Genomic DNA, 13624 nt, shown 5'->3' on the forward strand with positions numbered 1-13624 from the left:
GAATCCTCGCACGCGGGAGTGACAGCGATTGCGGGCGGGCGCCGACGGCACGGGCGGGCCGTGTCCCCGGGGTTCCGAGCCCCGCACCCGTGGGGCCGGGGCGGAGTGTCAGTGGGGCGTGGCAGGATCGGGGGCGTGGCAGAGACAGCATCGAAGACGACCGACCAGACCTCCGGCGGCAGCCGGCCGCGACTGATGCTCATGGACGGGCACTCGCTGGCCTACCGCGCGTTCTTCGCGCTGCCCGCTGAGAACTTCACCACCGCGACGGGCCAGCCGACGAACGCGATCTACGGCTTCGCGTCGATGCTGGCCAACACGCTGCGCGACGAGGCGCCCACGCACTTCGCGGTCGCCTTCGACGTCTCCCGCAAGACCTGGCGGTCCCAGGAGTTCACGGAGTACAAGGCGAACCGCTCCAAGACCCCGGACGAGTTCAAGGGCCAGGTCGAGCTGATCGGCGAGCTCCTGGACGCGATGGGCGCCCAGCGCTTCGCGGTGGACGGCTTCGAGGCGGACGACGTCATCGCCACGCTGGCCACCCAGGCCGAGGCCGAGGGCTTCGAGGTGCTGATCGTCACCGGCGACCGCGACTCCTTCCAGCTGGTCAGCGAGCACACGACCGTGCTGTACCCGACCAAGGGCGTCTCCGAGCTGACCCGTTTCACCCCGGAGAAGGTCTTCGAGAAGTACGGGTTGACGCCCGCGCAGTACCCCGACTTCGCGGCCCTGCGCGGCGACCCCTCCGACAACCTCCCCGGCATCCCCGGCGTCGGCGAGAAGACCGCCGCGAAGTGGATCAACCAGTTCGGTTCCTTCGCGGAGCTCGTCGAGCGCGTCGAGGAGGTCAAGGGCAAGGCCGGCCAGAACCTCCGCGACCATCTGGAGTCCGTCAAGCTCAACCGCAGGCTCACCGAGCTGGAGCGCCGGGTGGAGCTGCCCAAGGGTGTCACCGAGCTGGAGCGCGCTGCCTACGACCGCAAGGCCGTCGCGATGATCCTGGACACCCTGGAGATCCGTAATCCGTCGCTGCGCGAGCGGCTCTTCGCCGTCGACCCGGGCGCCGAGGAGGCCGAGACCACCCCGGTCAGCGCCGAGGGCGTGGAGCTGGACGGCACGGTGCTGGGCACCGGCGAGCTGCCCGCCTGGCTCACCGAGCACGGCACCCAGCCCCTCGGTGTCGCCACGGTCGACACCTGGGCCCTCGGCACCGGCTCCGTCGCCGAGGTCGCCCTCGCCGCGCCCGGCGGCCCCGCCGCCTGGTTCGACCCCTCCCAGCTGGACGAGGCCGACGAGCGGGCCTTCGCGGCCTGGCTCGCCGACGCCGAGCGGCCCAAGGTCTTCCACAACGCCAAGGGCGCCATGCGTGTCTTCGCCGAGCACGGCAGGCGTGTCGAGGGCGTCACCATGGACACCGCGCTCGCCGCGTACCTGGTCAAGCCGGGCCGCCGCTCCTTCGACCTGGACGCCCTTTCCCTGGAGTACCTGCACCGCGAGCTGACCCCGGCCGCCGCGGCCGACGGCCAGCTCGCCTTCGGCGCGGACGACGCCGCCGAGGCCGAGGCCCTGATGATCCAGGCCCGCGCCGTCCTCGACCTGGGCCAGGCCTTCGAGGGCCGTCTGGAGGAGGTCGGCGCCGCCGACCTGCTGCGCGACATGGAGCTGCCCACGTCCGCGCTGCTCGCCCGCATGGAGCGGCACGGCATCGCGGCCGACCGGCCCCACCTGGAGGCCATGGAGCAGATGTTCGCCGGTGCCGTCCAGCAGGCGGTCAAGGAGGCGCACGCGGCAGCCGGGCACGAGTTCAACCTGGGCTCGCCCAAGCAGCTCCAGGAGGTCCTCTTCGGCGAGCTGGCTCTGCCCAAGACCAAGCGGACCAAGACCGGCTACACCACGGACGCCGACGCCCTCGCCTGGCTCGCCACGCAGACGGACAACGAGCTCCCGGTGATCATGCTCCGCCACCGCGAGCAGGCCAAGCTCCGCGTCACCGTCGAGGGCCTGATCAAGACGATCGCCGCGGACGGGCGCATCCACACCACGTTCAACCAGACCGTCGCCGCCACCGGCCGTCTGTCCTCGACCGACCCGAATCTGCAGAACATCCCGGTCCGCACCGACGAGGGTCGTGCCATCCGCCGCGGGTTCGTCGTCGGCGAGGGCTTCGAGTCCCTCATGACGGCCGACTACAGCCAGATCGAGCTGCGCGTGATGGCCCACCTCTCCGAGGACGAGGGCCTCATCGAGGCGTTCACCTCCGGCGAGGACCTGCACACCACGGCCGCCTCCCAGGTCTTCGCGGTCGAGCCGACCGCGGTCGACGCCGAGATGCGCCGCAAGATCAAGGCCATGTCGTACGGCCTGGCCTACGGCCTCTCCGCATTCGGTCTCTCCCAGCAGCTGAACATCGAGGCGGCGGAGGCACGCGCCCTGATGGACGCGTACTTCGAGCGGTTCGGCGGCGTACGGGACTATCTGCGCCGGGCGGTGGACGAGGCCCGGGCGACGGGCTACACGGCGACGCTCTTCGGGCGCCGCCGCTACCTCCCCGACCTCAACAGCGACAACCGCCAGCGCCGCGAGGCCGCTGAGCGGATGGCCCTCAACGCGCCCATCCAGGGCACCGCGGCCGACATCGTCAAGATCGCCATGCTCAAGGTCGACGACGCCCTGAAGGACGCCGGCCTCGCCTCCCGCATGCTCCTCCAGGTCCACGACGAGATCGTGCTGGAGATCGCACCCGGGGAGCGGTCCGCCGCCGAGGAACTGGTCCGCAGGGAGATGGCGAACGCCGTCGACCTCCGCGTTCCCCTGGGCGTCTCGGTGGGTTCGGGCGCGGACTGGGAGTCGGCAGCACACTAGGCGCTGCGCGGCTCGGCCGGGGGAGGTGCGAGGGCCCGGGCAGGATCCGAGGGGGCGGGACCGGTCGGCCGGAGCGGCACCCACCCGTCAGGTTCCCCCGGGTCGGGGCCCGGGGCCCGTCTCGGCCGGGCCTTTCCGGGGGTTCCGTCCTGCACGGGACTTCCCGGGGCCGTCTTCGCTGGGCGCGGGGTTCCTATCGAGCCGGGGCTCCGGGGTGCCCCGGCCACCCACCGGCCCGGCCCCCTCTCCCACGGAAACCGTCACTCGCGTGGCCGCCGAGAAGGCGCCCCCGCCCCCGCCGGTCGCAAAGATGCGGGGCATGGGTATACGCACGTTCCTCAGTCGCACGGGCCCAGGCGTGGCACCGCAGCCGGTCCCGGCGTTCGAGGCCGCCGCGAGTACGGTTCGCGTCCCCGCCACCTTCGCCACGGCCCTGCGCCGCGCGACGGCGGACCTCCGGCAGCGTCTGGCCGTCGGCGGACGACGGTCCGCCGCCACCGCCGCCTCCAGCGACCTGGCCGCCGCCACGGCTCTCCGGGGGACAGGCGGCCCTACCGCCGCTCCTGCCCTCGCCGGTACCGACGCTCTGACCGTTCTGACCGCTCTGACCGGTCTCGTCGGCACCGACGCCGTGGCTGCCCTGACCGGCCTTGTCGGCACCGAGGCCGTGGCGGACCTTGCGGGCGCCGTCGATCTGGCCGCCCTGGCCGGTCTCGTCGGTGTCGACACCACGTCGGCCGGTAACGGTCCACCCCCCGTCACCGGCTCCGCACCCATCGAGGTCCGGCTCCCCGGCACACCCGGCGCTCCCGTTGCCCGGGACAAACCCTCCCGCCCCTGGGCCCGGTTGGCCCGGGACTGTCTGACCCTCGCCCTCACGCTGTTCCCCCGTCCCCGCCTCGCGCACACCACCATCACCGTGTACATCACGACGGCCGACGGCGTCGTCAGCGAGCGGCCGGGCGGCTCGGCTCCGTAGCCGCGGCGGGGGCACGATCGGCGGGGACCGGAACCGGACGCCACACCCGTACCCCCACGGCGTAGAGCAGCAGCGCCGGGACGAGTCCCGCGCCCGCGCCGAAGCACACCGTCGGAACGATCTCCCACGGCTTCGCGGCCGAGCCCCAGTACGCCCACCACCGCGACGCCCGCTGCGCCGCCCCCACCACCGCGAAGCCGCAGATCAGGGCGGCGGCAGCCCACCGGTCCCGTACCGCCAGCACAGGGACCCCCACCGGCTCGCCCACGGGCGCCCGCCGCAGCGCGTGCGCCACGAACACGGCGATCACGACCGCGGCCACCGCCGAACCGCCGTACTGCAGGTACCAGTACAGCGGTGAGCCCGCCACCTCCCGGCCCAGCACCGGAAACAGCCGCATGCCCCACCGGTCGAGATGCGTGAACGCGTCCCACACCACATGGGTCGCCGCGCCGAGCACCGCGGACCCGTACCACCGCGCCACCAGCGACGGCCGCACCCGCGCGCGTGGCGCCCCGCACCGCAGCAGGGCCGCCACCCGCCCCTGCCGGGCCCGTGGCAGCAACGCGACGAGCGGCTCACGCACCAGCAGCCACAACCCGACCAGCGCCCAGGCGATGAGCACATCGACCGTGAACACACCCGGGAACCCGTGCGTGACGTCACCGAATTCCATCGCCCCGGAAAAGACACTTGCCGCGTAGTAGGTCATGTCGGGCGCGAAGGAGCCCGCCACGAGCACGGCGGGCACCAGTGGGCCCCGGCCGGTGCCGTCGGTGCGGACGGCGGGCAGAACGGCTGCCGCATGGCTCAGCGTGAACGGCAACTCGGCTCCTCGCGACGGTCGTTGCACCGAGGCCGGGGGTGCCCGGCGGTGAGTGGCCCAGTATGCGGGATGCCCCCCTGCCGACGACGTCCCGAGCGCCCATGACCAACGGGTGAAAAACGGTCACGAACGGGTGCCCGGGCAAAAGAAGTTGTCGTAGGGTCGCCAGAGTCGTCGCGCGGGGAGCGCGTCGAATGCGCGATGGCGGTAAAGAGCAGAGCACGCACGAGAACAGAGTTTTGGCTGTCGGAGGGCAACCCCTCGGGCGGTTGGATCGTCACAACAGGGCGAACACTGCAGACGTAGACGGACGCTCGGGCGTCCACGGGAGGGGTTCACTCTATGGCGGCGCAATTCGGCAGGAGGCTGCGCAAAGGGGCGGCGACGACCGCCGTGGCCGCGGTAGCGGTCGCGGCCCTGTCCGCCTCTCAGGCTCCGGGCGTGAACGACCACGGCAGACAGACCGCCGCCGACGCCACACCCTCCCCCGAAGCGAGTGCCTCCCGCGGCAGCGCCACCGGCAACTCGCCGTACTACACGGACCTGCCCCCGCTGAAGAGCCCGAACCCGTCACCGAGCACGGGCCCCGGCCCGGGCGGCACGGGTGCCACGGAAGCCGGCATCCCCGCGACCGTCCTCGACGCCTACAAGAAGGCCGAGACCGCGCTGCGCGAGAAGAAGCCCGGCTGCAACCTTCCCTGGCAACTCCTCGCGGCCATCGGCCGGGTGGAGTCCGGACAGGCTCGTGGCGGCCAGGTCAGGGCCGACGGCACCACCATCAAGCCGATCCTGGGCCCCCAGCTCGACGGCAACGGCTTCGCCCTCATCAAGGACACCGACGACGGCGCGTACGACGGCAACAGCTCGTACGACCAGGCCGTCGGCCCCATGCAGTTCATCCCCTCCACCTGGGCCTGGGCCGGCCGCGACGGCAACGCCGACGGCAAGAAGGACCCCAACAACATCTACGACGCCGCGCTCGCCGCCGGCCACTACCTGTGCCGCAACAACTGGGACCTGTCCCAGCAGGGCGACCTCGACCGGGCGATCCTCAGCTACAACAACTCGCGGGACTACCTCAACCTCGTGATGAGGTGGCTGGAGTACTACCGCAAGGGCACTCACGAGGTCCCGGACGGCACGGGCACGCTGCCCGACAACCGCAGCGACGACGGCGCGGGCGCGAGCCCGACGCCCACCGTCCCGGGCACGACGACCCCGGCCGGTTCGACGCCCAAGCCCGGGCCCAAGCCCGAGAAGCCCGGGACACCGCAGAAGCCCGGCGGTGGCGGCACGACGACCCCGAAGCCGCCCACGACACCGCCTGACACGCCGTCCACGCCGCCGCCCACCACACCCCCCACCCCCACCGACACGGTGGACCACCTGGAGGACGCTGGAACCGGGAAGCTCACCGCCATGGCGGGCGACGCGTTCGACCGGCGGATCAGCACCCGCGCCGAGACCGAGGCGGGCAAGGCCGTCGCCAAGGTCAGGGTGCGCTTCACCATCGTCGGCGACACGGACACCACCTTCACCGGCGGCGAGAGCGTGGCCACGGTCGCCACCAACAGCTCCGGCGTGGCCGTGGCGCCCGCTCTCGAGGCGGGGGAGAAGACCGGCGCCGTCACCGTCCGCGCCACCGTGGTGGGGCGGGCCCTCCCGGGTCTCGACTACAAGGCCACCGTGACCGAGCGCGCGGCCGATGCCCTCGTCCGTACCGGTGACGCCGCGCTGACTTGTGCCCCGGGCGGCGAATTCGCGAACCGGGTCGAGGTGAAGGCCACCTACAAGGGCGCCGTCGCCGACGGCGTCGCGGCCACCGCCACCCTGATCAAGTCGGCGGACGACCCGACCGCCAACGTCAAGGGCCCCTACTTCAAGGACGCCGACGGCAAGACCGTCCGCACCCTCACGGGGCTGAAGACCGACGCGAAGGGCCTGCTGAAGCTGCCCGAGCTGTACGCCGACGACACGGCCGGCACGTTCCTGCTCCGCATCACCACGACAGGCGGGGCGACACTCACGGTCGAACTGACCGTGGCTGCGGCGGCGACGTCCTCGCCGAGCCCGTCGGCCGCCCCGAGCGCGTAGCTCTCAGGTACGACAGACGACGCCCCTCTCGCCCCTCCTGGAAAGGAGGGGCGTCGTTGTGTGTGCAACGTGTTCTCATCTCGGTCGCGCGTTGCTACGGTGCCGAGGAACCTGACGGTGCATCAGTTCTGCCCGTCGCGACCCGTGGGGAGGTTCCGCATGCGCGCCCTCATCGCCGCCGCCACCGGTCTGGCCCTCGCGTTCGCCGTGGTCCTGACACTGACCGCCCTCGGCTCCCCGTCAGGCGGGACGTCCCCGGAACCGCTGCTGACGACCGTGCCCGCACACCCCTGACCGCCCGCCCGGGAGGGAGGCCGAGATGCGCCGCAAGGCCGGCCTGGTCCTGCTCACCCTCGCCGTGTTCTTCGCGGCGCTGTCCCCGCTGCTGCGCTGGTACGCCTTCCCGCGCCTCGCCAAGGTCCCCGCGAACCAGTACCAGGACATGGTCCTGGAGGCGAAGAACGCCACCCTCCTCGACTACGGCACGATGAAGGCGAAGAAGGTCTCCAAGGTCACCATCGTCCAGACTCTCAAGGGCAACGTGGAGGCCTCCGAACGGATCGAGGAGTCGGCGGGCCGGGACGTCGTCGTCTGGGACGGCCTGTCCTACGTCGTCGGCCCCGACGGCAAGATGGTCTCCAAGATCCCCGAGCGCTACATCTTCGACGCCCACACCCAGGAACCCGTGCACGCCACCGGCGAGATGGTCGACGGCGACCCGGTGCGCCGCCAGGGCATCGAGTTCAAGTGGCCCTTCGCGACCGAGAAACGGGACTACGAGTACTTCGACGCCCAAGCCCGCGTCACCGCCCCCATCACCTACGAGGGCACCCGCGACTTCCGCGGCCTGGAGGTCTACTACTTCGAGCAGACCATCCCCTGGACCAAGGTGAAGATCCCCAAGACCCTGCCCGTCAAGGGCCTCACCCCCGAGGCGGTGGCCCAGACCGGCACGACCCGCTGGTACACCACGGTCCGCAAGTTCTGGGTCGAACCCCTCACCGGCGCCCCCGTGTACGGAGAGGAGATCCACCGGGAGGAACTGCGCGGCGGAGCTCTCCTCGGCGACCGCGACAAGGTGACCGCCTTCGCGGGCCACGTGAAGATGCGCGAGGACTACCTCACGCACACCGTCGACCTGGTGAAGTCCCAGCGCCTGCTCATCCTGCTCATGACGTCCTACCTGCCCTGGGGTTTCCTGACCCTCGGCGTCCTCCTGCTGGTCCTCTCGCTGTACCTGGAGGCCCGCGGCCGCCGCCCCTCCGGCCCGGCATCCACGACGGCCGAGGAACCGTCGTCGGTCAGCGCCTGAGCCGCGCGTTGGTGTGCCGCGTCGGCTCGGCACCCGCCGGGTCCTCGGGCCACGGATGCTTCGGATACCGCCCCCGCAGCTCCGCCCGTACGCCTCGGTAGCCGTCCCGCCAGAACGACGCGAGATCGGCGGTGACGGCGGCCGGGCGCCCGGCCGGGGACAGCAGGTGCACGAGCAGCGGCACCCCGGCGACCCGGGGCGACTCCTGGAGCCCGAACATCTCCTGCAGCTTCACCGCCAGCACGGGCTGCTCGGGCCGGGAGTAGTCGATCCGGATCCTCGAACCGCTGGGCACCGTCATCCGCTCCGGGGCCAGCTCGTCGAGCCGCCCCGCCTGACCGGAGGCCCAGGGGAGCAGCCGGGCGAGCGCCTCCCCGGCGTCGATCCGCGCCAGATCGGCCCGCCGCCGTGCCCGGCCGAGCTCCGGCTCCAGCCACTCCTCCACGCGCGCGTGCAGCGCCTCGTCGGACACGTCCGGCCAGGGCTCACCGAGGTGCAGCCGCAGGAACGCGAGCCGCTGCCGCAGAACGCCGGCCTCCGCCGACCATCGCAGCAGCCCGAACCCCTCGCGCCGCAGCCCGTCGAGCAGCGCGCCGCGCACGAGGCCCGGATCGGCGTCACGCAACGTCCGCACGGTCAGCTCGACGGCTCCCAGCCGCTCCACCCGCCGCGCCACGACGTCCCCGCCGTCCCACCCGACCTCGTCCCGCTCCTCCAGCAGGGCCCCCGCGGCGAGCCGGGCCACGTCCTCATCGACCACGGCACCGAGCCGCACCCGCGCGTGCCCCTTCCCGACGGGCCGGTCGGCGACGGCGCAAGCGATCCAGGGGACACCCCGCATCGCGCTTCCGTCGCCTACCTCGGCGCGGGTCCCGGAGACCATGAGGTACGATCCACCGTCACTCCTGGCGATGCGCTCGGGAAAGGCGAGGGCGGCGACGATCCCGACCTGACGCTCTTCCGGGGAGTCCGTCCAGGCCCCGACGCCGGCATCGTGCGGCCGGTTACGGCTGGGAGGGTGGGAAACGCCGGAAATGACGGCCTGCAGCCGCCGAACCTCACTCCGCCACCGCGAGGAATAGGCGTCACCCCCGCGCCGAGCACGACGCAAAGCACCGACCAGATCATCGCCGTACTCCCGCGGAGCCTCCTCGCTCAGCAGGGCGACTACCTCAGAGGCCCGCTCGGCCCCGACGAGGGGCGCGGAGTCGAGCAGCGCCCGCCCCAAGCGTGGATGCACCCCCACCCGGCTCAGCCGGACTCCCCGCTCCGTGGCCCGCCCGACGGAGTCCACCGCCCCCACCGCCGTCAAGACGCCCCGCGCCGCCGCCATCGCCCCACTCGGCGGCCCGTCCAGCAGCGCCAGCCCGGACGCGTCCGGATCCCCCCAGCACGCCACCTGCAGCGCGAACGCCGTCAGGTCGGCCACCTTGATCTCCGGCGACGGATACCGCGGCAGACGCGCGTCCTCGGCCTCCGCCCAGCAGCGGTACACCGCTCCCGGAGCCTCACGCCCGGCCCGCCCCGCCCGCTGCCGCCCGGCGGCCTGCGACGCCCTCACGGTCGTCAGCGCGCTCAGCCCGCGCGCGTGGTCCACCCTCGGCTCGCGCGCCAGACCCGAATCCACCACCACTCGCACCCCGGGCACCGTCAGCGACGACTCCGCGACGGACGTGGCCAGCACCACCCGCCGCCGCTCCCCGGGCACCAGCACCGCGTCCTGCACGGCCGCCGGCGCCCTCCCGTGCACCTGGAGCACCTCGACGTCCCCGAGCCCCCCGAGCTGCCCGGCGACCCGGGCGATCTCGCCCACGCCGGGCAGGAAACACAGCACGTCCCCGTCCCGCTCCGCCAGCGCACGCCGCACCACGGACGCCACATGCGTCAGCAGCGCCGGATCGACCCGCATCCCGTGCGGCGGGCGTACGGGCCGCGCCGGGGGCGCCCACACGGTCTCCACCGGGTGCGCGGTCCCCTGCGCCTTGACCACCGGCGCCCCGCCCAGCAGCCCCGCCCACCCCTGCGCGTCGGTCGTCGCCGAGGCGGCCACCAGCCGCAGATCCGGCCGCAGCGTCTGCCGTACGTCCCACAGGAACGCCGCCGCCGTGTCCGCGTCCAGATGCCGCTCGTGGCACTCGTCGAGCACCACCACGTCGACTCCGGCCAGCTCCTGGTCCCGTTGCAGGCGCTGCACCAGCACACCCGTCGTGACGACCTCCACGCGCGTGTGCCGCCCGACGACCCGCTCCCCGCGCACGGTGTAGCCGACGCTCTCGCCGGGCTTCTCGCCCAGCAGCCACGCCATCCGCCGCGCCGCCGCCCGGGCCGCGATCCGCCGCGGCTCGGCCACGATCACCCGCCGCCCGGGCCCTTCCCCGAGCAGCCCCGCAAGCGCCGGCGGCACCAGGGTCGTCTTGCCGGTACCGGGAGGCGCCACGAGGACGGCGGTGCCGTGCCCCTCCAGGGCGTCGGCCAGGGCGGGCAGGGCGCCGCGTACGGGCAGGGCTTCCAGGGCGTCGTAACGGATCACGCCCTCAGTGTCGTACGCCCGGGAAGACGTCCCACGCGCGCGTGCCTCAGCGCTGGCTGCTCATCGCCTGCATGACCCTCGCGAGAGAGGTCCCACCCGCGCGTGCCGCAGTCCCTCCCTCAGCCTTCGGCCGGGGATGCCCCCGTTTCGCTTCGCTCGCACACGAAGATCGCCGTGCCGGGGATCAGGTTCCCGCGCAACGGCGACCAGCCGCCCCACTCCGCGGTGTTCCAGGCGGGCCACTCCGGCTCCACCAGGTCGACCAGCCGGAAGCCCGACGCGACGACGTCCCGGACGCGGTCGCCGAGGGTGCGGTGGTGCTCGACGTAGACCGCCCGGCCCTCGTCGTCCTGCTCGACGTAGGGCGTGCGGTCGAAGTACGAGGCCGACACCGACAGCCCCTCGGGCCCCGGCTCGTCCGGGAAGGCCCAGCGGATCGGGTGCGTCACCGAGAAGACCAGACGTCCCCCGGGCCGGAGCACCCGGCGCACCTCCCGCAGGACCTGGCGCGGGTCGGCGACGAAGGGCAGCGCCCCGTACGCCGAGCAGGCCAGGTCGAACGAGGCGTCGGCGAAGGGGAGCGCACCGGCGTCGGCGCACACCAGGGGGAAGGAACCGCCGATGCGCAGCGCGTGCTGAAGCTGCCGGTGCGAGATGTCCAGGGCGACCGGGCGCGCTCCCTGGGCGGTCAGCCAGCGCGAGCACTGGGCGGCGCCGGCGCCGATCTCCAGGACGTCCCGGCCCTTCAGCTCCTCCGGCGGGCCGAGCAGCTCGGCCTCCACCTCGTCCAGACCCTCGGGGCCCCACACGAAGCGGTCGTCGCCGAGGAAGGTGCCGTGCTCGACCTGGTACTCGTCCGCGTTGCGGTCCCACCAGCCACGATTGGCCCGGGAGCTTTCCGTGACATCGGCATCGCGCCGGGTGGCCTCGGGTTCGGACGCTTCGGACTCTTGGATGATCGGCTCCCTCGTACTAGTGTGCGGGCTCTTCCGTCAGGCCGGTCCTGGCGGTGTCGCAAAGGGGGCGTCGCGCGCCGCGCGTGGCCTCGAACGACACGACTTGTGCCGGATATGCGGCGTTCGCCCCGCGTGGGCGGCTTCGCGCATTGACCCTGCCCGGCTGCCCCCGTATGCTACAAGTTGCGCTGCGGGCCTGCGCACCTCAGACGTAGCAGGCTGCGCTCGCATCTGTATGTATGTCCCCTCGGTTGTCGAGGCGCCACCGGTTCTGAGTGGCGCTTCCTTGGCTGTCCGGCTTCTGCAGAGCGAAACGGGCTCCCGGCGTAGCAGTACCTACGACTTCAATGTCCGTACCGGAGCCCTTTCCCACATGACGAGCAGCACCGAGACCACCGCCACCACCCCGCAGGTAGCGGTCAACGACATCGGTAACGAGGAAGCCTTCCTCGCCGCGATCGACGAGACGATCAAGTACTTCAACGACGGCGACATCGTCGACGGCGTCATCGTGAAGGTCGACCGGGACGAGGTCCTGCTCGACATCGGTTACAAGACCGAAGGTGTGATCCCGAGCCGCGAGCTCTCGATCAAGCACGACGTCGACCCCAACGAGGTCGTCGCCGTCGGTGACGAGATCGAGGCCCTTGTTCTCCAGAAGGAGGACAAGGAAGGCCGCCTGATCCTCTCGAAGAAGCGCGCCCAGTACGAGCGTGCCTGGGGCACCATCGAGAAGATCAAGGAAGAGGACGGGATCGTCACCGGTACCGTCATCGAGGTCGTCAAGGGTGGTCTCATCCTCGACATCGGCCTCCGTGGCTTCCTTCCGGCTTCCCTGGTCGAGATGCGCCGCGTCCGCGACCTCCAGCCCTACGTGGGCAAGGAGCTCGAGGCCAAGATCATCGAGCTGGACAAGAACCGCAACAACGTGGTCCTGTCCCGCCGTGCCTGGCTGGAGCAGACCCAGTCCGAGGTCCGCCAGACGTTCCTCACGACCCTCCAGAAGGGTCAGGTCCGTTCCGGTGTGGTCTCCTCGATCGTCAACTTCGGTGCCTTCGTGGACCTGGGTGGCGTCGACGGTCTGGTCCACGTCTCCGAGCTCTCCTGGAAGCACATCGACCACCCCTCCGAGGTTGTCGAGGTCGGCCAGGAAGTCACCGTCGAGGTCCTCGACGTCGACATGGACCGCGAGCGTGTCTCCCTGTCGCTGAAGGCGACCCAGGAAGACCCGTGGCAGCAGTTCGCCCGCACCCACCAGATCGGCCAGGTCGTGCCCGGCAAGGTCACGAAGCTGGTTCCGTTCGGTGCGTTCGTCCGCGTGGACGAGGGCATCGAGGGTCTGGTCCACATCTCCGAGCTGGCCGAGCGCCACGTGGAGATCCCGGAGCAGGTCGTCCAGGTCAACGACGAGATCTTCGTCAAGGTCATCGACATCGACCTCGAGCGCCGTCGCATCAGCCTCTCGCTGAAGCAGGCCAACGAGTCCTTCGGTTCGGACCCGGCCTCGGTCGAGTTCGACCCGACGCTCTACGGCATGGCCGCGTCGTACGACGACCAGGGCAACTACATCTACCCCGAGGGCTTCGACCCCGAGACCAACGACTGGCTCGAGGGCTACGAGACCCAGCGCGAGGCGTGGGAGACCCAGTACGCCGAGGCGCAGCAGCGCTTCGAGCAGCACCAGGCGCAGGTCATCAAGTCCCGCGAGGCGGACGAGAAGGCCGCCGCCGAGGGTGGCGAGGCTGCCGCTCCGGCCGCGTCCGGTGGTGGCGGTTCGTACTCCTCCGAGGGCCCGGACAACTCCGGCGCGCTGGCCTCGGACGAGGCGCTTGCCGCTCTGCGCGAGAAGCTGGCCGGTGGCCAGAGCTGAACGCTCGCCGCTGAGGCATAGCCGATAGCTGAGGGGCCGTACCTTTCGAGGTGCGGCCCCTTGGTGTTGCTGTGAGCGGGCCCGACGGCCGGCTGCCGGCCGGTGGGAGCTTCTCGCGCAGTTCCCCGCGTCCCTTCAGGGCGCGCTGTCCCGAGCCACAAGATCAATGCCCTCCTCCTTCCGGGAATGCCCACG

Annotated in this window: 9 protein-coding genes; 6 read left to right on the top strand and 3 right to left on the bottom strand. The window is 71.9% G+C overall.

Annotated features, from left to right (window positions below):
* The first annotated feature begins 135 nt into the window (after positions 1-135).
* Together polA and ACFY5B_RS16445 are read left to right on the top strand one after the other, a co-directional pair.
* A complete protein-coding gene (gene polA / locus ACFY5B_RS16440; RefSeq protein WP_389969474.1) occupies positions 136-2862 on the top strand; it encodes a DNA polymerase I in 2727 nt (908 codons plus the stop codon).
* A 319-nt stretch (positions 2863-3181) separates the two neighbouring features.
* On the top strand, positions 3182-3841 hold the full coding sequence (locus ACFY5B_RS16445; RefSeq protein WP_389969476.1) for a hypothetical protein: 660 nt from the start codon (positions 3182-3184) through the stop codon (positions 3839-3841).
* On the opposite strand, the gene ACFY5B_RS16450 is transcribed toward ACFY5B_RS16445, so the two are convergent.
* Positions 3810-4667: a DUF4184 family protein gene (locus ACFY5B_RS16450; RefSeq protein WP_389969478.1), complete on the bottom strand. Its 858-nt coding sequence runs from the start codon at positions 4665-4667 to the stop codon at positions 3810-3812. The two genes, ACFY5B_RS16445 and ACFY5B_RS16450, sit on opposite strands and share 32 nt — an antisense overlap.
* 342 nt (positions 4668-5009) lie before the next feature.
* Here ACFY5B_RS16450 and ACFY5B_RS16455 point away from each other — a divergent pair, with 342 nt between their 5' ends.
* The 3 genes from ACFY5B_RS16455 to ACFY5B_RS16465 all read left to right on the top strand — a co-directional run bounded on the left by ACFY5B_RS16455 (position 5010) and on the right by ACFY5B_RS16465 (position 8073).
* The gene (locus ACFY5B_RS16455) at positions 5010-6761 is read left to right on the top strand and encodes a lytic transglycosylase domain-containing protein (protein ID WP_389969480.1); all 1752 of its coding nucleotides are present in this window, start codon (positions 5010-5012) and stop codon (positions 6759-6761) included.
* A 159-nt stretch (positions 6762-6920) separates the two neighbouring features.
* Complete coding sequence (locus tag ACFY5B_RS16460) at positions 6921-7055, top strand: SPW_0924 family protein (RefSeq protein WP_389969482.1); 135 nt, start codon at positions 6921-6923, stop codon at positions 7053-7055.
* Between the two features lie 25 nt (positions 7056-7080).
* The gene (locus ACFY5B_RS16465) at positions 7081-8073 is read left to right on the top strand and encodes a DUF3068 domain-containing protein (protein WP_389969484.1); all 993 of its coding nucleotides are present in this window, start codon (positions 7081-7083) and stop codon (positions 8071-8073) included.
* Here the strand turns inward: ACFY5B_RS16465 and hrpB are convergent.
* Both hrpB and ACFY5B_RS16475 read right to left on the bottom strand, forming a co-directional pair.
* Positions 8063-10603, bottom strand: coding sequence for an ATP-dependent helicase HrpB (gene hrpB / locus ACFY5B_RS16470; RefSeq protein ID WP_389969486.1), 2541 nt, complete (start codon positions 10601-10603; stop codon positions 8063-8065). The genes ACFY5B_RS16465 and hrpB overlap by 11 nt on opposite strands.
* A 119-nt stretch (positions 10604-10722) precedes the next feature.
* On the bottom strand, positions 10723-11562 hold the full coding sequence (locus tag ACFY5B_RS16475) for a class I SAM-dependent methyltransferase (RefSeq protein WP_389969934.1): 840 nt from the start codon (positions 11560-11562) through the stop codon (positions 10723-10725).
* A 370-nt stretch (positions 11563-11932) separates the two neighbouring features.
* On the opposite strand from ACFY5B_RS16475, the gene rpsA reads away from it, so the two are divergent.
* Positions 11933-13429: a 30S ribosomal protein S1 gene (gene rpsA / locus ACFY5B_RS16480; RefSeq protein ID WP_062926262.1), complete on the top strand. Its 1497-nt coding sequence runs from the start codon at positions 11933-11935 to the stop codon at positions 13427-13429.
* Positions 13430-13624 lie beyond the last annotated feature (195 nt).

Source organism: Streptomyces sp. NPDC013187 (genome assembly GCF_042899705.1).
GTDB lineage: Bacteria > Actinomycetota > Actinomycetes > Streptomycetales > Streptomycetaceae > Streptomyces > Streptomyces hawaiiensis_A.